Here is a 22,615-nt window from a genome sequence, read left to right as displayed (position 1 = left end):
CTGCATAAAAAAGTTCGGACTATGGCTACGTATTCCAAAAGTCAAAATGCCTACGCTTTAAGAAGCTGGTTTAAAGAAATTCAGTTTTATGAGCAGGAAATCCGCAATTGTGAGTGGAGCCTCGAAGAAGTGCTCACTAAAGCAGAAAGTACGGAGGACCGCGCAAAGGTGGAATACTTTCAAAATCAGTTTCTATTACAGCGCCTTAATCTGCAGCGCTTGCAAAAACAATTGCGTGAAGCAGTGGAGGCTTCGAGCCAGTACCTTGAACAGGCGTTCAGTGAGGTGCGCCACTTCCGGCAGTACTTTAAAAGCCTGCTGAAGGAATTCGATGCCTTCCTCCAAAAATATTTTGCGATACCGCAGCTGAAGTTGTAGCAAAAAAGGCGATCCTACCGGGTCGCCTTTTTTGTTAAAGCCCTGGTTTTAAATAAACTTTAAGATAATATATCGAATAAATCGGGGCGAAAGTTAGTTAGGGTAATTGTGCGTGGCGCATTTGTGCGCTGCTATTCCTAAAACCGAATCTGTTAAACTGACTAGCTTATGAAAAATTTCAGAATTGCCGCCCTGCTGAGCCTTGCTGCTGTGCTGGCTTTTACCAGCTGCAAGAAAGATGATGATACGACCGTGCCTTCGGCCAACGTGGATGAAATCCCGGAGCCAGGCTGTATTGGTGTGACCCGTGATGATGCCATCGTGCTGCGTTTTGATTATACCTACTATCAGGGCGAAGAACCGCGCGTGGAGATTGTGCGTACCCGTACCGATGAGCGCGTGAAGTATGATACTACAGTCTTTTTCCCCACCGTTGAAGGGAACAAAGTGGTCATCCGTATTCCCAATATCCGCCTGAGCGATGACGAGTTCAACTACACCGCAAATTGTGTGACCATCGAGGAGCGCGATGATACCCGTCCGGCCAATGATCGCTGGTTTGAGCAGACGGAGTTTAAGAATCAGGAAGAATTTTCTCAGACCCGCATGGCTACACAACTCGTGGTGGACGTGAGTAGCTCTTTGGGCGAAGACCGGGAGAAGGTCAGGCAGTATGCCCTTGATTTTGCAGAGCAAACCTTAGCTGGAGGGGCGGGCTTTATTGGCCTGACTTTATTTGCGGACACGGTCATTACTTACCCGTTTACGAATCAGATAGGTGACATTTCAGCAGCCCTCAACAGCTTCCCGTACCCTGACCTCAACGCGCAGACCTTTACTCGCCTGAGCGATGGTATTCTTAGCGGCCTGAACGCCCTGGAAAACGCAGAGCTTGATGTGGACGATAGAGTGCTCGTAGCGTTTACGGATGGTAACGATAATGGCTCCAACAACCCCACCGGTAATCAGCAGATGATTCAGGCGTCGGAGTTTCCACGCTATATGATCGGGCTGAAAGGTAAAGGTTTGGAGTACAATACCAACTATCTGAAAAGCCTGGCGAGCAGCGAGAATTTTTTCGTGGAGGCTGAAAATGCCGATGAGCTGCAGGCGCGCTTTAATGACATCAATGAGCTGATCGCCAATATTTATACCGTGATCTATAACCGGTCTACGCAAACCTTCAATCCGGATATTGATGAGCCGATTAGCCTGAGAGCGATTTTTTACGCTACGCCTTACGAAATTGATCAAAACTAATCTTCGTTGTTTTGATTGAGCTGCCCTGCCCCGCTCCGGATTGGATGAGGCAGGGCATTTTTTTGCCCTACTTCCGCTGCCGCATCGCTTCGTACAGCATCATGCCGCCTGCTACTGAAACATTGAGGGAGTCCGTCTGCCCCTTTTGAGGTATGATAAAGGTCTGATCGGCTTTTCGGGCCACCGCCGGGCTGATCCCTTCCCCTTCTGCGCCAAGTACAAAAGCTACCGGGGCAGTCAGGTCCAGGTCATAAATAGCCTTATCTGCCTGTAAGTCGCTGGCCAGTACCTGAATGCCGGATTGCTGTAGGTACTCTATGACGGTGATCAGGCTCTTTTCCCGGCAAACGGGGATGGTGTTGAGCGCTCCGGCACTGGTTTTCATAGCCTCTGGATTGATTTGTGCGCTGTTTTTCTGCGTAATGACCAACGCATGAGCACCGCATACTTCCGCCGTACGGGCAATGGCTCCAAAGTTGCGCACATCCGTAACCCCATCAAGGAGGACAAAGAGCGGTGTTTGCGAACGTTCAAAAACCATCGGCAGGATGTCTTCCATTTTCTGGTAGCGGATCAGCGCCTGCAGCGCCACCACCCCCTGATGATTGCCATTGGTGTAGCGCTTGAGGCGCTCCTTGGGGATGACCAGCATGGGGACATCCGCTGACTTGCACAAATGGCGCAGCTCTTTTTCCATGTCGCCCCGTATGCCCTTCTGCAGCATCACTTTTTCGATAGGGACACCATTTTCCAGCGCCTCGACTACCGGATGGCGGCCGTAGATGATATTGAGGTCTTGTTGAGGTTTTGCCATAGTGGTATAGTGAGGCTTTTACAAAATGATGAATCAGGCAGGTGCGGCCGGTTTAGCTCCGGGGCAGGCTGAAGTCGATTTCGGTGTTGTCGCCGATGTTGAGGCTTTGGCGCAAGCCGGTGATGGCCGTGTCATTCCCTACTACTGAACGTTGCAGGATCACCTCTTTGATGTGCGCATAGTTACCGATAATGCTATCCTTAATTATGGTGTGGCTGATGCGTGCATTATTGCCGATGGTGACGTGGGGCCCGATGATAGAATTCGAAATCTTACAGTTCTGCCCAATACTTACCGGGTGGATGATGATGGAGTTATCAAAAGGCGGCAGGTTGGTGGAGGCGTAGCCGGAGCGGTCCAGGAAAGCGGAGTTGGTATCCAGCAACACTTCCTTCTTGCCGCAGTCGAACCAGTTGTCCACGACTTCGGTGGAAAAATGCACCCCTTGCTCAATCATCCTCATGAAGGCATCGGTGAGGGGGAATTCCCCGTTGGAACGGATGTTATGGCTGATATTGAACTCCAGGGCATCAATCAATTGCTCGGCTTCCTTAATCTTGTAAAAGCCGACCATTGCCATGTCCGACTTGGGGATTTTGGGCTTTTCCACCACCCGTTTCACCTGACCGTCCTGCCCGTACTCCACTACACCGAATTTTCGGGGGTCTTCCACTTTTTTAACACACAGGCAGGAATCCCGGCATTTGATGACCTTTTCAAAGTCAACATCCAGGATTACGTCTCCAAAAAATACGACCAGTTCTTTATCCGACCGGATCATATCGCGGGCGGTCCATATGGCATGGCCGGAGCCCAGGCGTACCTCCTGCGTAATATATTCCCGGTTGATATTGGGGTAGGCCTTATCTACGTAGTTTTTAATTTTCTCCCCCAGGTAACCGATCACAAAAATAAAATCGCGTATCCCCTGCTCAATCAACTGATCGATGATGAAGGAGATGATCGGTTTCCCGGCAACGGGTATGAGCGGCTTAGGCTGAGTGTACGTCAGCGGGCGCAGGCGGGTACCTGCACCAGCGACGGGAATGACTGCTTTCATGCCGCAAAGATAGGGATTATCCTATTTCTTTGCGGAGCAATATCGTTTAACGGGTTGCCAAAGCTTCTACCTCTTTGGTCAGCAATAGATACAGCACCGGCACCAGCAGCAAAACAAATCCGGTGGAGGTCAGCAGTCCGCCTATGATGGTCCAGCCCATAGGCGCCCACAGGGATCCGCCGGAAAGGGTCAACGGCAGCAAGCCCAGAATCGTGGTCAGGGTGGTCATGACAATCGGTATAAAACGGACTTCCCCGGCTTGCTGTGCTGCTTCCATTATAGTGCCACCTTCCCGGCGCACCTCATTAGCAAAGTCAACCAGGACGATGGAGTTGTTGATCGCTATTCCGATCAGGCTCGTCAGGCCAATGAAGGCCGTGAAGGAGAAATTGATCCCGGTAGCCAGTAAGGCCAGAATAGAGCCAATGATGGCCAGCGGCAGAGCTGAGAATATGATCAGCGGCTGGCTGAAGGACCGGAACTGAATGATGAGTACTCCGAGAATAAGCAAAGTAGCCATGAGTGAGGCGGTCCCCATACCGCCAAAGGATTCGTCCCGGCTTTCCAGGTCGCCTTTGTAAACATAGGTGTAGCCTTCTTCCCACTCGAGTTGCTGAAGCCTGGCGTCAATGCTGTTTATAACTTCGTCTAGCGTATACCCTTTATCGAGGTCAGCCAGAATAGTAGCCGTTCGTTTAGTATCCAGATGAGTGATGCGGCTGTGTGCTTCCGCAAATTCGATATGCGCGAGCTGCCGCAGCGGGACAAAAGCGCCATTGAGGCTCTGCACACTGATATCCTCAAAGTCTTCTACCCGAAATTGCCCGTCAAAATCGTAGCGCATTATCATATTGTAGTCTTCTCCGTCTGCATCCCGGAAAGTGCCGACTTCAGCACCATTCACAAAACTCCGGACGCTATTGTCCACTGCAAATACGGGTACGCCGAGCATCATTGCTTTATCGCGGTTGATGTCGAAGTGGAGGTCAGTACTGTTGCTGCGGATGGGGTTGTCCACTTTGATGGCACCGGGGGTGTTTTGCACGATCGCTTCCACCTGTAGGGCATAGTCCTGCAGTCGTTGCAGGTTGTTACCATTGATTTTGATGGCGACCGGCGCTTCAGTAGGCGGGCCCTGTACAAACTCCCGCACGTCAATACGAGCTGTAGGGTGATTGACAAACGTAGCTCTAAGCTCATCAATAAGGGCGTAAAAGGCTTCAATTTCGTAAGACTTTAGGACTACAAACACCTCTCCGAAATCGTTGGAAAAATTGACGGGTGCGACGTTGTAATAAATCCTTGGATTACCGTGCCCGATATTAGAGACGTAATAATCGACCTCTGTAATCGTATCAAGGACGGCCTCTACGTCGCGGACTACCAGGTCTGTGGCATCCAGGTTGCTGCCATTGGGAAGCTGTACGGTGATCCGGAACTGGGGCTTTTCAGCTTTTGGGAAAAAGGCGACCCCAACCAAGGGGAACAACGCTCCGGCGGCTGCCAGCGCTGTGAAGGAAAGCCCGATCACGGCCCATTTGTGCCGCATGGCCCAGTGGAGTATATTGCGGTAAGGGTTTTGGACGATCCAGGTCAGCTGACGAAACAGCCAGGTCGTCTGATGGGCGGCACCTGCACCGGCCTTCAGGAAACGGCTGGCGAGGAAGGGCGTAAGGGTGACTGCAATAAGGAAGGAACCTGCCAGCGTTGCAATCACGGTTACCGGCAAGGCTTTAATGAAGGCACCGGTAGTCTCCGGCATCATTACAATCGGCACGAAGGCCAGAATGGTGGTGAGGGTGGCACTGCCAATGGGGGCGATAAGTTGTTGCGTGCCTTTGATCGCTGCTTCTGTGGGGGAAAGCCCCTGATTGAGCAGCCGTTCTATATTTTCAGTAATGGCGATGGAGTTGTCCACCAAAAGGCCAAGGGCGACTACCAGCCCGGCAATAGACATTTGTTGTAATGCGAAACCGGCGAGGTCTGCCACCCAAAGCCCAATCAAAATAGAGAAGGGGATGGCAATCATCACCAAAGCCGAAGAACGGATGCCCAGCACGAGAAAAATGATGATGCCCACCAGGACAACTCCCTGAAGGAGGTTGCCCAGGAAACCGGAAACCCGCTGCGTAACGCCTTCGGACTGATCAAATACGTAAGCCAGCTCAATCCCTGGGCTCAGCTCCAGGGCTGCCAGCCTTTCCTTCACGGGCTCGGTCACATCATAAATATTCATACCCGATTTTTGCTGCATATTGACATAAAGACAGGGCGTGCCATTGTAGCGGGCAGTCCAGCGTTCGTCCTCGTAGTCCATATACACTCGGGCCACGTCCCTCAGATAAACGATATTGCCCCGGTTCACACCCACCACCGTATTCCGGATTTGATCCAGTTCATCAAATGCACCGGAAGTCTTGACGTTGAACAGCTTTTGAGACACCTTCACCGCACCGCCGGGAATGCTGGCGTTGCTGCTTTGAATGGCGCGTTCCACATCTTCCAGGCTAACGCCCATGGCTTTCATTACGGTAGGGCGTAGGGCAATGCGGACCTCCTGCTCGGGATAAGCTTCAATTTCTACTTTCTTGACACCGCTCACCAGTTCCATCTCGTCTTTAACCCGCTCGGCATCGGCTTTGAGCTGAGCGTAGGAGGCTGTACTGGAATACAGGGCCACCTGCATGATGTTGACCGTATTGGTGGAGAACTGCCGGACATCCAATTGGTAAAGCTCCTCCGGGAGCTCGTCTCTTGATTGGTTGACCTGCCGTTGTACTTCATCGAATTTTTCATCCGGGTCTACCCCGAAGTTGAATTCTACTTCGATGGCCGCCACCCCGTCCCGTATGGTGGTTTGTATTTCCTTGAGGTCATCCAGCTCGTTAATGGCTTCCTCCAGCACATCGACCACCTGCCGCTCCATATCGGTAGGGCTGGCTCCCGGGAACACCGCCACAACCAGCATATTGGGAATGTCAAGCGCAGGGTCTTCCCGCCGGGGCATCTCCAAAAAGGAGGTCAGCCCCATAGCCAGCAGGAAAACAAATGCCGTAAGGGTGAACTGATAGTTCTTGATGGAAAACTTCGGGATATTCATCAGTGTGGATTGTGGAGGTGAGGGAATTATTCAATAATGATCGGCGTTCCATCCTGCAAAAAGCCCAGGCCGGAAGTAATGACCTGATCGCCTGCATTCACACCGGAGCGCAACAGAAGCTGATCCCCCTGGAGCTTGTAGATATCCACCTTTTGCTGCCGGGCCTGGTTCCCCACTGCAGTGAATACTATCCCGGCTTGCCCATCGGCTACTTTGAGTGCGTCTGTGGGAATGGAAATAAGCGGTGTAGCTTCGCTTGATTGTATGGACACCCGGCCGATAAACCCGGAGCGGAGTGCTACGGCTTCAGGCTTGACTTCCACTTCTACCTCGAAAGTGCCGGTGTAGGGGTCTGCCATGCCAGCGATCTCCCGGATGCTGCCTGAGAACGTACGGCCGGGGTAGGCATCGAAAACGACCGTGGCAGGGTCGCCCAGATTGAGGTGGACTACGTCTTTGTCTGTCACGCTTACCCGTAGGACAAAGGCTTTTGAATGAGAGCCGAAAAGCAGGACAGGGGTGCCGGGGTTGGTGACTTCATTGGGCTCCGCCATTTTTTTGAGGATGGTGCCATCTGCCGGGGCCAGGATTTTTGCATGGCGAAGATTGTAGTTAGCCACGTCTTCCTGTTGAGCCTGTATGCTTTGGGCGCGTTCGGCTAGCTTAAGCTGATTGCGTGCGTTGTCCAGTTGTACTTCGGCATTTTCGAGTTGTTCCAGAGTAGCCACACTATCGGTGTATAGGCCTTTGGCATTGCGGTAGTCCCGTTCGGCAAGTTGAAGGGCCAGGCGGGCGTTTTCCACGCTAATGGCGCCCTGAGCTTTGCCGAGTTCTGCCTGTTGGGCACGTGCGCTGATCTCATCCGTTTCAATTTCTGCCAGCAACTGCCCTGCACGGACTCGTTGCCCTTCCCGGACATGGATTTTGCGGATCACACCACCGGTTTTGAAACTCAGGCGGGCTTCCTCAGCCAGTGCCAGCTGCCCGGATGCTTTGACTGCTTCCCGGTATTGACTGCTTTGTGCCGGCATCACTTTCACCGTTCTGGGTGGGGTGGAGGGATTAGAGTCGGGGGAGGAGGCCTTGGTATCGCTGCAACTTTGAAAAGTCAGTACACTCAGGATAAACAGGCTGAATAGAATGATATAGGATTTCATAATCTAGGTATTAATGGGTGGGGTTAGGGAATGGGGTAAGCTGCAGTTGCTTGTTCAAGGTTGGCCAGTCTGATTTGGTATTGCAGCCGGGCAATGGATTGCTGCAGAGCCGCTGTAGTCATCTGATTGCGCGACTGTTGGAATTCCAGGAGGTTAGCCTGCCCCTGCTCGTACTTTTTGCGTACCAGCCGGAACCCTTGATCGGCGGCGGTATAGGCGGCCTCAGCCTGTTTGATCTGCTCCTGGGCAGCTTCCATTTCGTAGTAGGCCTTAAGCACCTGAAGCTGAATTTGCTGCTCGGCCGCTGCTCGTTCTTGCTCGACCTGAAGTTGTGCGATGGTAGCCTGCTGCACACGCGTATTGGTTTTTGCGTCAAACAGAGGCACATTCATCACCACGGAGCCCAGGAAGAACTGAGCGCCGTCGTCTACTACATACCGGGTGCCCTGTATGCCATAGTCGGCCTGTAGGTTGATGGAAGGCAGGCGTGCGCCCTTTGCCATTTGGATTTCCTGGTCCCGGGCAGCTTCGTAGTACGCCAGTTGCCGGAATTCCTCTCTTTGGCTCAGGGCCTGAGCGGTAGCCTGTTCCAGGGCATCGGTATAGGCGGTGTTGGCGGGTGTCTCCGCCGGGCTATCGATGGCGGTGTCAAGAGGGCGGTTGAGCAGGGTATTGAAGAAACCACGGGCTACCTTTTCCAGGGTTTGGGCTTCTACAAGTTGCTGTTCTACGCTGCTAAGCTCGGCCTGAGCTTGGAAAACAGCATCTCTGGTGACTTTGTGGTGGGTTTCGAGGCTTTGAGTAGTTCGCAGGTTCTCCTGCAGGATATCCCTGGCTTGTTCAACGATTTGGGTGCCTTGCCTGGCCTGCAAATAGGAATAGTAGGCTACCTTTACCTCTTTGACCAGCGTCCGCTTATAGGCTTCCACGGATAAGCGGCTGGCGGCCTCCAGGTTCTCGTGTATGCGTTGATTCTTCAGAATGGCTTGGTTGTAGAGCGGCATTTGCAGGCGTACCACGGTTTCCTGTTCGGTAGGGCGCAGGAAATTCTCTTCCACATTGCTGATAGCTGGATATTCCGGAATAGTCGGGTAGTCGGGCGTAGCCGAGGCCGCCACTTCATTCAGGGCATTGAGGTTGGAATAAATGGGATTGACCAGGTCACCAACGGGAATGATGAAAGCACGTCCGCCATAAGCTACCGAATAACGGGCATTTACCGAAAGGGTAGGGAGGAGTTGCTGCCGGGCGAGTTTGAGGTCAGCTTTTGCTGCTTCTAAAGTGAGCTTTTGTTGCTGTACTCTAATGTTTTGCTGGAGTGCTTGTGAGATGTAGGTGTCAAGTGGGGATTGAGCCTTTCCGGCAAGTAACGCTCCCAGCAAGAGCAGAAAAATGATTTGAAGTTTCATCGTAGTTGGTTATCAGAACAATAGAGTAGCAAGGTATGAGGTTTCCTGTATGGATGCGACCCTGTGGGAACGAATCGTCGATTTTCGGCAATGAATAGTCAGGAATCGGCAATGAAAGGCCCGTGTGAACAAATGACAGGGTGGATTGTGATACCTATCACAGGTTGACCACTTCAAATTCTACTATCTTGGGCGACAAGAACGACTTTTACCTATGTTATCGAAAAAATCAAAGTACGCTATTAACGCCTTGCTGTATGTTTCGCGACATCGCAACGAAGAAAGGCCTATACTGGCTTCGGAAATAGCAGAAGGCGAAAACATCCCACACAAATTTCTGGAAGCCATCCTCCTTGACCTGAAAAATGCCGGTTTTCTGCGTAGCAAGCGTGGCCGAAAGGGCGGCTACTTTCTCAAAGTGCCACCGGAGGAGATCAGCCTGGCGCGGGTCATGCGCCTGTTTGACGGGCCGATTGCAATGCTGCCCTGCGTTTCTCTCAACTACTATGAGCGCTGTGAGGAGTGCAAAGATGAGAAAACCTGCGGTATACGGGCAGTCTTCCTGACCATCCGTGACCAAACCCTGAAAACGCTCGAAGACAACAGTATGGCTGCAATAATGGAAAGGGAGGAAGCACTGCGAAAAGAGCAGTCTTAAAAAGCCATTTTTCCCTACCTTTGCCTCAAAATCAGAAACATGAAGAATATTCTCGCTACTGCACTATTGGGCGCTTTTATGCTGCTTTCTTCTACTGTAAATGCCCAGAAAGCTTTACTTGACGATATACTATTGGATGTACTTGCTGACGATGCGTGTCACTGCATTTCAAAAAAGGATATAGATAATATGTCTGTAGATGATCTGCAGATGCAGTTGAGTATCTGTCTCATGGAGGCCGTAGGCGCCAATCAAGCTGCCTTTGAGAACCAATACGGTGAGCTCAATCCCAGCGATCAGGCAGCAATGACCAAACTTGGGGAGCAAATCGGTATGAAAATGGCTTTCAAATGCCCCAACGTCATCATGAAACTTGCGGGGCAGCAACCTCCACAAGGTATGAATGCTGCACCGGCTGCCCAGGCAACAGGAACGGTTTCAGGCTCCTTTGAAGGGATTTCTGGTGACGATATTGCCACTATTACTATCAAAGAGGCGAATGGGCGCACTCAAAAGTTGCTTTGGATGAGCTACTTCAAGGGCAGTGATGCACTCATTCAAAATCCCGGTAGCCTCAAAGGTAAAACCGTGACTGTGGAATACGAAACCATTGAAGTCTATTCGCCTCAGGCTAAAGAATACTTTGACCGGAAAAAGGTAACCGGACTGAGCGTACAGTAAAGGGCTTCTCGGAAAATAAAATACACAACTGGTTTTGTGCAACGTTGGGGCAAAAGCTTTTTGAAAGTTGTGCATTTTATTTTTGCCCCACTACAAAGGTACTTTGAAACGGACTTTTGGTCCTTAGAAAAGCCGTTTGGACACAAGTTCCAAACGGCTTTTATATTATGCGGTTGCCTGGCAGATACAGGCTTAATCTGACCGCAATTTATCCAGTAATTCGCTAAGCTGGGCAGCTTCGTTTTCTGTAAGGGCTTCACAAATCCGGTCCATTTCGGTGTGGAGTATATCGAGTTGGTCCAGCATGGCATAACCTTCATCGCTCAGCGATACATCCACCAGGCGCTTATCGTGAGCGCACTCTCTGCGTACCACCAGCCCCTTCTGCGCCAGGCGGTGAACCATGCGGGAAGTATCCGCCATTTTGTCCAGCAACCGCTCTCTGATTACAGAGGTGCTGATGGGCTCACCTGCGCCTCGTAATACACGCAGCACGTTGTATTGCTGCATGGTGATGCCGTGTGGCTTGATCTTGGCCCGCAGTTGGTCTACCATCCAGTTATGGGTATAAATCAGGTTGACCATCGCCCGGTGACGGTTATTTCTAAATGGTTTGGTCTGGTTGATTGCTTGTTCTATTTTCATGCTCGCCCGGTCTTGGTACTAAAGTTTAAACAACGAAGTTAAGGCTTAGGTTGCATAATCTTCTTATTTTGGGAGGAATAATCGGGATTGAGGCTATACTCGGAACGGAGAGGTTTGGGCGTCCACCCGACGCACGAGTATGCCGGTACGCACAGGTATGCCGACACGAAGTCATGGTTGGTCCCAAACTACTTCGTCGTCGGTATAGAAGAGCCCAACTCCCACAGGCAAAACGAAGACCAAGTTATGAATACATTAGACTATATTATCGTGGCGGTTTATGCTCTGGCTTTTCTTGGGCTGGGCTACTTTTTCAAAGATCAGAAAGACGGTAAGGACTATTTCCTGGGCGGCAAGAGCTTCGGTTGGCTGCCGTTGGGGCTGTCGATTATGGCTACACAGTTATCGGCTATCAGTTTTATCTCGGCCCCGGCTTTTGTAGGGTTGCGCGAAGGGGGCGGGCTGGAGTGGCTCAGTTTTGAGTTTGGCGTGCCTGTGGCGATGCTGTTTCTGATGGCCGTGCTTATTCCGCCTCTTTACAATGCGGGTATCGTTAGCATTTACGAGTATTTGGAGCGCCGGTTTAGTGCATCTACGCGTTTGTTGCTAAGTGCCGTTTTTCTCATCAGCCGGGCCTTTGCGACTGGTGTGATGGTCTATGCGGTTTCCATTATTTTGGAAAGTGTGCTGGGCGTGTCTTTCTTCACCACGCTTGGCATCATTGGGGTGATCACCCTCATTTATTCTTTGCAGGGCGGTATGAAAGCAGTGGTCTACGGCGATATGATTCAGATGATCATCCTGTTTCTGGGCATTCTGCTGTGCATGGGCTTTGCCCTGGCGGAAATTGGGGGCTGGGAAGCTTTTACTGCTCAGCTCGACCGCGACCGTTTGGATGCGGTGGACTTTTCCGGATGGGGTTTTCAGAAAGGGGAGGAGTTTGGTTTTTGGCCGATGCTGCTGGGCGGCTTTTTCCTTTACGTTTCCTACTACGGCACGGATCAGTCGCAGGCGCAGCGCACGCTCTCCGCCCGGGATATGGGCGTGGTGCGGAAAACGCTGCTGTTCAACGGGCTCATCCGTTTTCCGGTGACGCTGACCTACTGTGTCATGGGGTTGATCATTGGCACGCTCGTCGCCACTACTCCTGCTTTTCAGGCTGCGGTGCCCGCCGATAAACCGGATATGATGATCCCGGTGTTTATCCGGGACTACCTGCCGCACGGGGTCATTGGGCTGCTCATTGTGGCTATCTTGTCAGCGGCCATGTCTTCGCTGAGTTCCGCCATCAACTCCCTGTCGGCTGTGACGGTGGAGGACTTTATTGCCCGTGGCAAGACGCTGAAGGATGGGGATTACATGCGCTATTCCCGCTACACTGCTTTTGCCTGGGGACTGGTGTGCATTGTACTGGCTGCATACGCTGGTGAAATTGCGGATACAGTTATTGAGGCCATCAATAAAATCGGATCCGTCTTTTACGGACCCATTCTTGCGACTTTCCTGCTGGCCATAATGACCCGGCGTACGCACGCACTTGGTGCAAATATTGGGCTTGCAACCGGTGTTCTGGTCAATATTTATCTCTGGCTCTACGTACCGGAGGTGTTCTGGTTTTGGTGGAATGCCATCGGTGCTGCACTTACCCTGATTGTTGGCTACGGTGCGAGCCGCCTGTTGCCCGGCCGGGCTAAGGAAGTGGTCATCGACTTTAAGATGGACTGGAACCGCCTGCTGGGTTGGGAGGCTGCGCTCCTGGTGGGCTTTCTGGTACTGATTATCGGCATCAGTTGGAGTCTGAAGTATGTGTTCTAACTGGCTTTTTCATCTACCCGGAGGTGCTGGAATGCCGGCTTGCGCTGTAGCAGCGCCTCCGTAAATGGGCAGGACGGGCGGATTTTATACCCCTGGGCTTCGGCTTCCCGGAAGGCGTTCAGGACAATTTTAGTGGCCAACCCCTGATTGCGCCTTCCGGGCGGGACAAAGGTGGCTTTCAGGTCTAAAACGGTGCGCTCTCCCTCGACTTTTCTGGCATAATCCAGCTTTGCATTTTGCTGGCCCTCCAGATTGATGAAGAATTGTTCGGATTGCGGATCGTGCTGCACGGGTGGCAAAGAGTCAGGCATGATTTGGTCTTTGCCTTTGTAAAAAAGAGGTACGTGGAAATGTTCGAAAACATTAGGCGGGTGCTCCCTTCCAACCGCCTGATTTCACTCGTTGGCAATATATCTTCCGACGGCCAGCGCGCCTTCCTCCAGGCTCCCCTGAATTCAGTTTTACACCGTTCCCCGGTTCCGCGTCCGCCAAACGGAAAGGACCAACCGGAAGGGCAGGAGTACGGAACTGATAATACTCATAACCCCAAAGAGCAGCAGCTCACTGCGGATGTAGACCAAAAGGTTTTGCTGTTCGGTGTAAGCGAGCTTGCCGATGATGGCTTCAGGGCCCTCTTCGTCGAGATAGGTCTGGAAGTAGTTGAGGTTTTGTACCAGATAAAAAATGAGCGGGATGCATAGGAATACCACCACCACTTTCAGGCTTTGGCGTTTGGCCAGGAAGGTATGCTTGAGCAGGAACAGATAGCGTGTCATGGTGATGGCCACGATGACGTAAACGATATTCACGAAGGTGAAAGGGTAGCCGGGTACAGAGGTCAGGATGGGGAGCATCACGGCGGCAGTAACCAATAGGGTGAAGAGCCAGAAGTAGAGTTCGAGTTGTACTTTTTGTGTCATGTGCGTTGTAGTTCGGCAATGAAACGCAAAAGTACACTTTGAGTTGAAAGTAAGGGCTTCTCGAAAAAAAAATACACAACTGGTTTTGTTCCAACGTTGCACAAAACCAACTAGAGGGCGAGTTTTGTGCAACGTTGGGGCAAAAACTTTTTGAAAGTTGTGTATTTTATTTTTGCCCCACTACTAAGATATGGTTGGAGAAGAAAATGCGGAAGGGTTTTACGCAAAGACCGCAGAGGAAGGCACGCGAAGTCCGCAAAGGTTAGTGTGGTATTGTACTTAGCGAGAGCCGCGTGAACCACTGTGTGAACCCCCTAAGACAGTGTTTATAAAACAAAATAGCCCCGGCGCAAAATTCATACGCCAGGGCTAAATCTCATTTATGCATCAGGTATATCCTATCGGATAACGACTTTTTGAGTGGTCATTTTACCGCCCGCTTGCACTTTGACGAAGTACATACCGGCAGGCAAATGGGCAACATTAACGGGAACGAGCTGGTAAAAACCGCCCATTTCCACTTGCTGCTCCTGCATGACGCGGCCGTCCATCGCAACGAGCGTGATCAGTGCCTCTTCCGCACCTGTCACATCGATGGCCACATTCAGCAGGTCGTTGGCAGGGTTAGGGAAGACTTTCACGGCACCTTCTGGCAAGGCTTCTTCCACGCTGCTTGAGAGTGCGGATTCCACGATGGTCCCCTCTTCAGGGGCAATGGCGCAGGCCATGTCGCCTTCGTTTGACATGACGCAAGCTTCGCCGTTGTAGCTGATCATGTCCATGATTTCTACATTATCCACAAACCAGCCTGGGTTTGTGCCGGTAGTCGGTACACCTCCTTCGTTAGAGCCAAAACGGAAGCGGAAGTTGATGTCCTGTCCAGCATAATCGCTGAGGTCGATGTAAGTATCAATCCAGCCCTGAGAATTGCCCGAGAAGGCCTCCAGGAATGGAATAACCAGTGTCTGATAATCCAGTGTGGAGTTGTAGCCGTTGCGGATCAGGCGCTCAGGGATACGCTGCCAGGTAAAGCCGCCATCGGTAGAGATTTCAACCACGCCACCATCAAAACCTATAACGGTATTGAACTTGTGGAAGAAACGTAGTACAGGGTTCTCACCTGTTACCGTTACCGGCTCCTGCAGGAAAATCACCTGATCGTTCACAAACTCGGTATTTTCGATGAACCAGCTTTTCTCGCCTTCGTAGGCATCCAGTTCAGAAATTTCCCAAACGTTGAAGCCCTCGGGGTCGAGGTTGAGGAAGAACCAGTTTTCATCGTCGTTCTCCATGCCGTCGAAGTACTGTGTGGTGGAGAAGATTTCCTCGTCGGAAGCCAGTTTGTAGGAGATGGTAACGACCTCACCGTTGGACATATCACCAACTTCGAGCGTAACGGCACTGCCGGTAGCCGTAGCGTCTGCACCTACTGCAGAGCCAGGGATAAAGGAAAGGCCTGTGGGGATTTCATCTTCCACCATTACGCCAGTTACGGTCTCTCCCTTGTGGTTGGTGAGGGTCATCGTTACCTCGATTTCTTCGCCAGCTTCGATGAGCGGCGTCACAGACTTGGTGATCTTCAGCTCGCGGATACACTCCGGGCGGGGCTCGAAGTCTTCTACATTGTCGTTCCGGTTATTGGAATCTTCCTGTGTCATGAAATAACCCATGCCCCGGCGGGCGAAGACTTCCCAGATCAGGCACTCGTGAATGCCATCGTAGTTCAGTACATCGGCGGCGAAAATGGCGTCACGTCCATCCTCAAAGCCCGGGCTGCACGCCTGAAGCTTCATACCGTCCATGACGAGTTGGATGGCCATATTGTTTCCACCGGTGCCGTTTATGGGATCAGGGTCCCAGCCGTATTCTTCCACGAAAGCCCAGTAGAGGTCCCAGGTGACCACCGCCCAGACTTCACCAAGGGGGTGAGGGGCTGTAGTGCCTTTGACATCATCGTAAGTTTGGTTGTTTACGGAAAAGTCGGTGGAGTAGCGCTGCCGGCGGATACCGGAGCCGGTGATTTCCTGCTTCAGGGCGAAGGTGCCGATACCTCGTGGCATATCGCCGGTCTCGCCGGGCTGTACAGACGTGATAAGGGCGAAGTAATCGCTCCAGCCCTCTCCCATTTGCTCGTCGTTGCCCAGGCAACCTGCTGCAGAGGGGCCACCGGTGAGGCGGTTGGAGATACCATGGCCGTACTCGTGCGCCACGATGCCGTTGTCCAGGTCACCGTCTACGAATTCAGGGCCACTGTCATCGGGCACCTGGAAAGTCACATTCAGGCCTTGTCCGGCAAATTCGCGGATAGTTTGGCAGTCTGCATTACCCAGGGAAACGACTGGAATAGTGACCTGTCCACCTACGGCGCCGCCTGCCATACCTACAGAAGCATCCTCAAAATTACAGATAATGACACCGATAGCGCCGGCTTCCTGTGCATTCAATGATTTTAGGCCAAATTCGCATCCGCCCCGGTCGATGATAGCAACTTTGCCTTCCATAGCCTCCACGTTTTCCAGTGGGTTACACGCGAGGCTGCCTTCTGCAGAACCGTCATCAGCGACTACTACATCTCCGGTCACCGGGTCTGTCGTAATTGGAGCACCGAACGATGCCGCTGATACCTCATAGGAACCCGCTACCGGCTGCGGGCTATTGACTCTGAAAATACTGCCACCGCCCTGCCAGAGGTACATCTGCATAGTGCCATTCCCCCCATCGGGTGGGGTAGCGAAGTTCGCGTTATTTACTCCTCCACCGTCCTGAGCATGGGCATTGACGTAGTCGCCACCCTGACCGCCTCGGCCGTAGTTGTTTTGCTGGAAATTGCCAGCCTGCTCGTCAAAGCCATAGGCGTAGACAATATCGTGGATCATGTTGTTGGTGTAGAACAACTGCGTTACTGCTGCCTCCTGGTAAGTCTCCGGCTCCGCATTCAGGTCGATTGGGAAGTCGAAAACCAGGTTTTCCCCTCCGTCCGGCTCATCGCCCTGCGGCTGATTGGAGTTGTCAAGGTCAAGGTAAGCGTGGACGTTGTTGCCGCGGGTGATGGTGTACTCTGGCCCTGCCTCACCGTTGGTATCGTGCCAGCCAAAGGGAGAGGCCAGGGTGTCGGCGGGGTTTTCCACCAGCACACGTGGGCCGTGGATGGGGCTCTCAGCGGGCAGCGCGAAAACGTTGTACACGGCGTTGTCACTTTGTACCATATTCTGCTGCTCCAGTGCCTGGCGAATGGGCAAGCCTGGCTTATCTTCTGCTTGCGTGTGCTCGCAGTTGTGGCTGTGGGCATGCGTGCCATTGGGCGCATCAAAATTACAGCTTACATTCCAGTTGATGCGGTCCAGTTCCTCACCAGTGATGGCATCCATGCGGAGGCTCCAGTAGTCATGGGTAGTAGGCATATCGATAGCCAGGTCCCAGGCGAGGCGGGCGCTGCCGTCCTCCATCATTTGGTAGACCAGCTCCACTTTGATATCCGAATCAGAAATGTTGCCGCCGGAAAAGGTGTAGAGATGGCCATCCTGCGCAATCTGATGCTCCCGTCCGTCCATGATCAGGCCGAGGTCGGTCGCTGCGGCCTCAATCGCCTGATAGGCAGTAAGGCTGGGAGCTGTGGTGTTGACTTTTTCTGCCAGATTGGGCGTGAAACGGTTGGTAGAGAATACCACTTCGCCTTCCTGTACGTGCACACCGTTGATGGCGTTGTACACTTCAATGCCATCGTGGCGCTGATTGAAGTAAAAGTGGGTGGTGCCGTTGTGGCGGCTGTATACCTGATCGCGGAGTACGACATCTTTGGTGTCTCCATCGGCCAGGCCCCAGGCTTCGCGCTCTTGCTCCAGATGGCGGAGTGCGATGTCCAGGGGTGTTTGCTGTTGTGCCCAGCTGGTAGCGGCTATCAATAGCGCTGCCAACACGGCACTAAACCGGGTAAAAGTCCTCTTCATACTTTGCAAATATTATGGTTGAATAGAAAATTAAGCGTTCTGTCGTCAGGAGGTTTTCGGGATTGAGCAGCTAATTTAGGCAAATTATGGTGGGGAAAAAGGGGCCATCCGGGAAGTTTATATGTACTGGGCGACAAATGTGCAGCCTATGATTTGGTAAACGGCAGTTGCCGGGGGCAGGAATTTAAACCTGCTCCCCCAGCCAGGCCAGGGCGGCTGCTTTGGCTTTATCTTCTTTTGCCAGCTCTTTTTGGGCGAGCAGGTGCAGTGCCCGGCGGGGATGGTCCGCCGACAGGGCTTCCTGTACCGGAGGCTCTTTACGTATGGCCTCAATCGCCTCCGGCGTAGGGGGGGCAGGCAGGGAAGCCAGCATGCCCAGGTTATTTCCCGTAAGGATCGTACTGTTGCGAATGCCAACTGGCAGTGCATCGAAGCCTATGCCAGGTACGTTGAAGGGCTGGAAGATTTTGTGGATCGCCTCTCCGCTCGCCCGTACATAGAAAGCGCGGCCCATGCGCCCCATAAGGTCGATTTTGTGTGGGTTGATTTTGCCATCTTCATCCAGTACCTGCTCGTGAATATGCATTCTCACCACCTCACATATAATAAGGTGTCCTGCACCACCTGATTCGCCAAGCGGGATAATCTCTTTGACCTTACATTCCAACTGCGCCGGGGATTCCTCCACGCGCATGGGCTTGACAAGGTCAGCGGGTACCGGGGTCAGCCCTGCTTTTTTGAATTCACTCACCTCGCTGGGATAATCGATGCTCGTTAGCGCCATTTGCCGCACGATATTGTAGTTGACAACGTTGATGACAACTTCCCGCGTCTGCATGATGTTGTGCAATGTATCTTTGGTGCTGTTGTCTGAAACCCGCCGGTTGGAAGAGAAGACAACGATAGGCGGGTTGGAACTGAAACAATTAAAAAAGCTGTATGGAGCCAGATTATGATTGCCTTGTTTATCTACGGTGCTGGCGAATGCAATAGGGCGTGGCGCAACGGCACCCAGCAGATACTGATGCAAGTCTTTGGTGGGGGTTGAGGCAGGGTCGATTACCTTCATAGGTTGTTCAGCTTGTGGTTTTGGTTAGAAACAGATATATGCATATGAAGTGGCTCGCTCCGATGTTGCCAGCCACTTCCCAGCATAAATGCTGACCTGTCTGCCGAAGTACCGACACGCAGGCAGGCATTGAGTAGGTTTGCTGTGGCAAACCACTTAATCGTGAGTATAGTCCGCTCACTGCTTTCAGCAAAGAAATGCCAAAGTACGGAAAACGGTTGTTTTTTATCATATGTTATTCAGGTATATCATCTTGTCATAAAAATCTCATCCGGAAAATGCCAAAAATAACCTTCGGAAAAGTGCTCAACATACTTATTATTGGAGTGGTACTGCTCATCATCGGTCGGTACTTTTACATGAAGCCCCGGTTTATCAACGGGGAGCAGGTACCGGTCATTCAGGCACAACTGAAAAACGGACAGGCTTTTGATCTGTCTGACTTAAGAGGGCAATACGTACTCCTGGATTTCTGGGGCAGTTGGTGCGCTCCCTGCCGGAAAGAAAACCCTGAGCTGGTGGAGCTGAATAAGGCTTTTGGGACGGCAGCGTTCAAAAATGCCAAAGGCTTTAGCATCGTAAGTATTGGTGTGGAAGACAACGCTGCCCGCTGGGAGAGAGCGATAGAACAGGATGGGCTCGATTGGCCCTACCATATTATGGATACGGCTACGAGCCTGAGGTTTTTTGATGGGAAGATTGCCAATGACTTTGGCGTGAAGCAAGTGCCCACCAAGTACCTGCTCAATCCGCAGGGGCAGATCATCGCCGTTAATCCATCTGTTTCGGAAGTCCGGGAGCGCCTCAGTGCCCAGTCAAATAACTGACATATTGTCGCAGAAACAGAGCTGGCAAAATAATTGCGGGCATTAGCCCGGAGGTTATACCTTTGCAAACGCAAAAAAATAAAACCATGAGTGAACATAAAGAGCATCAGGAAGACGTAAAAGACCAGGATGCTGCGGCGGCACAGGAAGCGGTAGCAGCACAGGAAACCAACGAAACTGCTGAGGAAAATACTGCTCAGGGCACTAATGAGGAACTGAGCCCTGAAGATCAGCTCAGCGCAAAAGACAAGCAATTGGAAGAATTAAAGGACAAGCACCTGCGTCTGATGGCGGAGTTTGAGAATTTCAAGCGGCGCTCCATCCGTGAAAAGATGGATATGATGAAAAACGCTGCAAAAGACACAATGACAGCTCTCCTGCCAGTTTTGGACGATTTTGACAGGGCCCGCAAAGCTGCGGACGAAAACGACAAGGGGGATTTGTTTGCCGAAGGGATCGGGCTGGTGTACAAAAAACTCTACAATACCTTGGAGCAGAAAGGGCTTAAGCCTATGGAAACCAACGGTGAAGACTTTGACCCGGAATTGCACGAAGCACTGACGGAGGTGCCTGCGCCTTCAGAAGAGCAGAAAGGCAAAATCATAGACACCGTTGAAAAAGGGTATTGGCTCAATGATAAGATCATCCGTCACGCAAAGGTGGTGGTAGGAAAATAATATAGCGTCAGGCTAATAAGACATTATGGCAAAACGAGATTATTACGAGGTTTTAGGGGTGAATAAGGATGCAGACGAAGGGGTGATCAAAAAAGCCTATCGCAAACTGGCACTCAAATACCACCCTGACCGAAATCCCGATGATAAGGAGGCGGAAGAAAAGTTCAAAGAAGCTGCGGAGGCTTACGAGATTCTGAGCGACAGCCAGAAACGGGCGCGCTATGACCGCTACGGGCATGCTGGTGTTAGTGGTAACAGCGGAGGCGGCGGCTTTAGTGGTGGTGGAATGACCATGGAAGATATCTTCCAGCAATTTGGCGATATCTTTGGCGATGGCGGCAGCCCGTTCGATTCCTTCTTTGGCGGAGGGGCTGGCCGTGGCCGTGCCCGCAGTGCCGGGCAGAGAGGCAGCAATCTGCGCATAAAAGTGGCGTTGACGCTGGAAGAAATTGCCAGTGGGGTGACCAAAAAAATCAAGGTCAAGAAGGAGGTCACCTGTACATCCTGTAATGGTAGCGGTGCGAAGGACAGTAGCAGCGTAAAAACCTGTACGACCTGCCGTGGAGCTGGATATGTCCGTCAGGTGAAAAATACCTTCCTTGGGCAGATGCAGACTACGGTTACCTGTCCCACCTGTAATGGCTCAGGGCAGCAGGTGACGGCTAAGTGCACGACTTGCGGCGGTGACGGCCGGATGCAGGGAGAAGAAACAATGGAAATCGAGATACCGGCAGGCGTAGAAGAAGGCATGCAGCTGTCCCTGCGGGGTAAAGGGAATGCCGGTGCCAAAGGCGGCCCTGCCGGCGACCTTTTGATCAACATAGAAGAAAAACCACATGACCACCTGCAACGGGATGGCATGAACCTGGTCCACGAATTATACCTCAACTTTGCAGATGCTGCGCTGGGCACATCAGTAGAGGTGCCAACTATTGACGGGCGGGTGAAGATAAAAGTGCCGGCCGGGACACAATCCGGAAAGATTTTTCGTTTGAAGGGCAAAGGATTGCCCAGTGTACAGTCTTACGGCAAAGGAGATCAACTGATCCACGTAAATGTCTGGACGCCCAAAAAGCTGTCTGATGAAGATCGGGAAGTACTCGAGAAAATCCGGCAGATGCCGAACTTCAACCCGCAGCCCGGTAAGTCTGAAAAAGGCTTTTTTGAGAAGATGAAAGATTACTTCAAGTAGAAAATGATGTGCCTATGCACTTTTGTTTTTCATGGTTCCGGTCCGGGATGCTAATCGTTTTGCTGACCACGGGTTTGTTATCGTTTTCCTCCTGCGGGCCCAACTATATCTTCAATACAGAAAAGGAAATACCGGAAACCGGGTGGGCTTATGATGAGCCGGTTTCTTTCTCCTTTGAAGTGGAAGATACTACAAAAATCTACAACCTATGGTTGGAAGTAGGGCATACCTCGTCTTACTCCAACCAAAACCTGTACACCCGTATTCAGACGATATTTCCGGATGGGAATGAACTTAGCGAGGTGGTCTCCCTGGAACTGGCTGATAAAGGCGGGCAATGGCTGGGTGCATGCAGTGGTCAGGAATGCGCGCTAAAAGTCCCACTGCAAACAGGGACTTATTTCAATCAGATTGGAGAGTATACCCTTGAAATGGAGCAGTATACGAGAAGAGATTCCTTGAAAGAGGTCCGGAATCTTAGGTTTATGGTTGAGGATACGGGTATTAGGAGGTAATCTTTTTTTGAAAAAAATGCAGATAAATTTTTGTATTTGTCATCTTGCTGCTACTTTTGTTCCTAAAGTTTGGTTAACAAAAAACCTGAGTTAACTTCTTTTATTCAGAAAAAAAATGTAGCTTAGTAGCTACAATTACCCTGGAAAGAAAAAATGGTAATCGGAATCTATTCTAATCTTTTATTTAGAACTAGTATCAAACAGGACCAGTCTTTAGCTTTCCTTTTCCCTTTCATGAGATTATTGCAAAAGAACGATGAGCAACACTCGATTACAGCATGAGTTGTTTGCTTTGCTTGTTATATAGTATTGAACAGCTGTAATTACCCGATATCCATTAGTCCGGACAAAAGCGTCAGGATTACCGACGACCTAAGATTTGTCTCTACTCCTTAATATGCCTGGAGTCAGAGTCTCGATATTTCATTTAACGACCTTTTTTTAACCTAATTTTTTTTAAACAAATCGTGATCTTATGGAAAAAACGAAGT

The 22,615-nt window shown here is 51.4% G+C and carries 19 protein-coding genes; 9 read left to right on the top strand and 10 right to left on the bottom strand.

Annotated elements, in window-relative coordinates; all coding sequences use genetic code 11:
* Positions 1-21 precede the first annotated feature (21 nt).
* Entirely contained in the window at positions 22-378 is a 357-nt protein-coding gene (locus IX84_RS29510; protein WP_044230017.1) for a hypothetical protein, read from the top strand.
* 168 nt (positions 379-546) lie between these two features.
* Positions 547-1,638 (top strand): vWA domain-containing protein, encoded by a 1,092-nt coding sequence (locus IX84_RS29505; RefSeq protein WP_044230015.1) that lies wholly within the window; start codon positions 547-549, stop codon positions 1,636-1,638.
* A 67-nt stretch (positions 1,639-1,705) separates the two neighbouring features.
* Here IX84_RS29505 and rlmB read toward each other — a convergent pair whose 3' ends face one another.
* Genes rlmB through IX84_RS29480 form a run of 5 tightly spaced genes read right to left on the bottom strand, consistent with a single transcriptional unit; the run spans position 1,706 to position 9,178 of the window.
* Positions 1,706-2,452, bottom strand: a complete 747-nt coding sequence (gene rlmB, locus IX84_RS29500) for a 23S rRNA (guanosine(2251)-2'-O)-methyltransferase RlmB (RefSeq protein ID WP_044230013.1) — start codon at positions 2,450-2,452, stop codon at positions 1,706-1,708.
* 52 nt (positions 2,453-2,504) lie between these two features.
* Entirely contained in the window at positions 2,505-3,512 is a 1,008-nt protein-coding gene (locus IX84_RS29495) for a sugar phosphate nucleotidyltransferase (protein ID WP_044230010.1), read from the bottom strand.
* Between the two features lie 46 nt (positions 3,513-3,558).
* Positions 3,559-6,612 (bottom strand): efflux RND transporter permease subunit, encoded by a 3,054-nt coding sequence (locus tag IX84_RS29490; protein ID WP_044230008.1) that lies wholly within the window; start codon positions 6,610-6,612, stop codon positions 3,559-3,561.
* Positions 6,613-6,638: 26 nt separating this feature from the next.
* Positions 6,639-7,769, bottom strand: a complete 1,131-nt coding sequence (locus tag IX84_RS29485) for an efflux RND transporter periplasmic adaptor subunit (RefSeq protein ID WP_044230006.1) — start codon at positions 7,767-7,769, stop codon at positions 6,639-6,641.
* Between the two features lie 23 nt (positions 7,770-7,792).
* Positions 7,793-9,178 carry a TolC family protein gene (locus IX84_RS29480; RefSeq protein ID WP_044230003.1) on the bottom strand — a complete coding sequence of 462 codons (1,386 nt, stop codon included), beginning with the start codon at positions 9,176-9,178 and terminating at the stop codon, positions 7,793-7,795.
* A 214-nt stretch (positions 9,179-9,392) separates the two neighbouring features.
* On the opposite strand from IX84_RS29480, the gene IX84_RS29475 reads away from it, so the two are divergent.
* The gene (locus IX84_RS29475; RefSeq protein WP_044230001.1) at positions 9,393-9,836 is read left to right on the top strand and encodes an RrF2 family transcriptional regulator; all 444 of its coding nucleotides are present in this window, start codon (positions 9,393-9,395) and stop codon (positions 9,834-9,836) included.
* Between the two features lie 39 nt (positions 9,837-9,875).
* Positions 9,876-10,517 (top strand): hypothetical protein, encoded by a 642-nt coding sequence (locus IX84_RS29470; RefSeq protein WP_044229998.1) that lies wholly within the window; start codon positions 9,876-9,878, stop codon positions 10,515-10,517.
* Positions 10,518-10,709: 192 nt separating this feature from the next.
* Here the strand turns inward: IX84_RS29470 and IX84_RS29465 are convergent, their stop codons facing one another.
* The gene (locus IX84_RS29465; protein ID WP_044229996.1) at positions 10,710-11,162 is read right to left on the bottom strand and encodes a MarR family winged helix-turn-helix transcriptional regulator; all 453 of its coding nucleotides are present in this window, start codon (positions 11,160-11,162) and stop codon (positions 10,710-10,712) included.
* A gap of 246 nt (positions 11,163-11,408) precedes the next feature.
* Here IX84_RS29465 and IX84_RS29460 point away from each other — a divergent pair, with 246 nt between their 5' ends.
* The gene (locus IX84_RS29460; protein WP_044229993.1) at positions 11,409-12,977 is read left to right on the top strand and encodes a sodium:solute symporter; all 1,569 of its coding nucleotides are present in this window, start codon (positions 11,409-11,411) and stop codon (positions 12,975-12,977) included.
* On the opposite strand, the gene IX84_RS29455 is transcribed toward IX84_RS29460, so the two are convergent.
* The 4 genes from IX84_RS29455 to IX84_RS29440 form a co-directional block, all read right to left on the bottom strand.
* Positions 12,974-13,288, bottom strand: a complete 315-nt coding sequence (locus IX84_RS29455; protein WP_044229992.1) for a GNAT family N-acetyltransferase — start codon at positions 13,286-13,288, stop codon at positions 12,974-12,976. The genes IX84_RS29460 and IX84_RS29455 overlap by 4 nt on opposite strands.
* A 150-nt stretch (positions 13,289-13,438) precedes the next feature.
* Entirely contained in the window at positions 13,439-13,897 is a 459-nt protein-coding gene (locus IX84_RS29450; protein ID WP_044229988.1) for a hypothetical protein, read from the bottom strand.
* Between the two features lie 398 nt (positions 13,898-14,295).
* Positions 14,296-17,844 carry a T9SS-dependent M36 family metallopeptidase gene (locus IX84_RS31755; RefSeq protein WP_052516514.1) on the bottom strand — a complete coding sequence of 1,183 codons (3,549 nt, stop codon included), beginning with the start codon at positions 17,842-17,844 and terminating at the stop codon, positions 14,296-14,298.
* A 184-nt stretch (positions 17,845-18,028) separates the two neighbouring features.
* Positions 18,029-18,913, bottom strand: coding sequence for a flavin reductase family protein (locus IX84_RS29440; RefSeq protein WP_044229986.1), 885 nt, complete (start codon positions 18,911-18,913; stop codon positions 18,029-18,031).
* A gap of 278 nt (positions 18,914-19,191) precedes the next feature.
* On the opposite strand from IX84_RS29440, the gene IX84_RS29435 reads away from it, so the two are divergent.
* The 4 genes from IX84_RS29435 (at position 19,192) to IX84_RS29420 (ending at position 22,124) form a co-directional block, all read left to right on the top strand.
* Positions 19,192-19,740: a TlpA family protein disulfide reductase gene (locus IX84_RS29435; protein WP_044229984.1), complete on the top strand. Its 549-nt coding sequence runs from the start codon at positions 19,192-19,194 to the stop codon at positions 19,738-19,740.
* Positions 19,741-19,826: 86 nt separating this feature from the next.
* The gene (locus tag IX84_RS29430; RefSeq protein ID WP_044229982.1) at positions 19,827-20,417 is read left to right on the top strand and encodes a nucleotide exchange factor GrpE; all 591 of its coding nucleotides are present in this window, start codon (positions 19,827-19,829) and stop codon (positions 20,415-20,417) included.
* A gap of 25 nt (positions 20,418-20,442) precedes the next feature.
* On the top strand, positions 20,443-21,609 hold the full coding sequence (gene dnaJ / locus IX84_RS29425) for a molecular chaperone DnaJ (protein WP_044229980.1): 1,167 nt from the start codon (positions 20,443-20,445) through the stop codon (positions 21,607-21,609).
* A gap of 14 nt (positions 21,610-21,623) precedes the next feature.
* Positions 21,624-22,124, top strand: a complete 501-nt coding sequence (locus tag IX84_RS29420) for a gliding motility lipoprotein GldH (RefSeq protein WP_044229977.1) — start codon at positions 21,624-21,626, stop codon at positions 22,122-22,124.
* Positions 22,125-22,615 lie beyond the last annotated feature (491 nt).

Source organism: Phaeodactylibacter xiamenensis (assembly GCF_000759025.1).
In the GTDB taxonomy this organism is placed as follows: Bacteria; Bacteroidota; Bacteroidia; order Chitinophagales; family Saprospiraceae; genus Phaeodactylibacter; species Phaeodactylibacter xiamenensis.
This window is presented reverse-complemented; position numbering and strand designations above follow the sequence as displayed.

Excerpts from the sequence above, each read along its gene's own strand:
- IX84_RS29510 (WP_044230017.1), top strand. The coding sequence starts at position 22 with ATGGCTACGTATTCCAAAAGTCAAAATGCCTACGCTTTAAGAAGCTGG.
- IX84_RS29505 (WP_044230015.1), top strand. The coding sequence starts at position 547 with ATGAAAAATTTCAGAATTGCCGCCCTGCTGAGCCTTGCTGCTGTGCTG.
- rlmB (WP_044230013.1), bottom strand. The coding sequence starts at position 2,452 with ATGGCAAAACCTCAACAAGACCTCAATATCATCTACGGCCGCCATCCG.
- IX84_RS29495 (WP_044230010.1), bottom strand. The coding sequence starts at position 3,512 with ATGAAAGCAGTCATTCCCGTCGCTGGTGCAGGTACCCGCCTGCGCCCG.
- IX84_RS29490 (WP_044230008.1), bottom strand. The coding sequence starts at position 6,612 with ATGAATATCCCGAAGTTTTCCATCAAGAACTATCAGTTCACCCTTACG.
- IX84_RS29485 (WP_044230006.1), bottom strand. The coding sequence starts at position 7,769 with ATGAAATCCTATATCATTCTATTCAGCCTGTTTATCCTGAGTGTACTG.
- IX84_RS29480 (WP_044230003.1), bottom strand. The coding sequence starts at position 9,178 with ATGAAACTTCAAATCATTTTTCTGCTCTTGCTGGGAGCGTTACTTGCC.
- IX84_RS29475 (WP_044230001.1), top strand. The coding sequence starts at position 9,393 with ATGTTATCGAAAAAATCAAAGTACGCTATTAACGCCTTGCTGTATGTT.
- IX84_RS29470 (WP_044229998.1), top strand. The coding sequence starts at position 9,876 with ATGAAGAATATTCTCGCTACTGCACTATTGGGCGCTTTTATGCTGCTT.
- IX84_RS29465 (WP_044229996.1), bottom strand. The coding sequence starts at position 11,162 with ATGAAAATAGAACAAGCAATCAACCAGACCAAACCATTTAGAAATAAC.
- IX84_RS29460 (WP_044229993.1), top strand. The coding sequence starts at position 11,409 with ATGAATACATTAGACTATATTATCGTGGCGGTTTATGCTCTGGCTTTT.
- IX84_RS29455 (WP_044229992.1), bottom strand. The coding sequence starts at position 13,288 with ATGCCTGACTCTTTGCCACCCGTGCAGCACGATCCGCAATCCGAACAA.
- IX84_RS29450 (WP_044229988.1), bottom strand. The coding sequence starts at position 13,897 with ATGACACAAAAAGTACAACTCGAACTCTACTTCTGGCTCTTCACCCTA.
- IX84_RS31755 (WP_052516514.1), bottom strand. The coding sequence starts at position 17,844 with ATGAAGAGGACTTTTACCCGGTTTAGTGCCGTGTTGGCAGCGCTATTG.
- IX84_RS29440 (WP_044229986.1), bottom strand. The coding sequence starts at position 18,913 with ATGAAGGTAATCGACCCTGCCTCAACCCCCACCAAAGACTTGCATCAG.
- IX84_RS29435 (WP_044229984.1), top strand. The coding sequence starts at position 19,192 with ATGCCAAAAATAACCTTCGGAAAAGTGCTCAACATACTTATTATTGGA.
- IX84_RS29430 (WP_044229982.1), top strand. The coding sequence starts at position 19,827 with ATGAGTGAACATAAAGAGCATCAGGAAGACGTAAAAGACCAGGATGCT.
- dnaJ (WP_044229980.1), top strand. The coding sequence starts at position 20,443 with ATGGCAAAACGAGATTATTACGAGGTTTTAGGGGTGAATAAGGATGCA.
- IX84_RS29420 (WP_044229977.1), top strand. The coding sequence starts at position 21,624 with ATGCACTTTTGTTTTTCATGGTTCCGGTCCGGGATGCTAATCGTTTTG.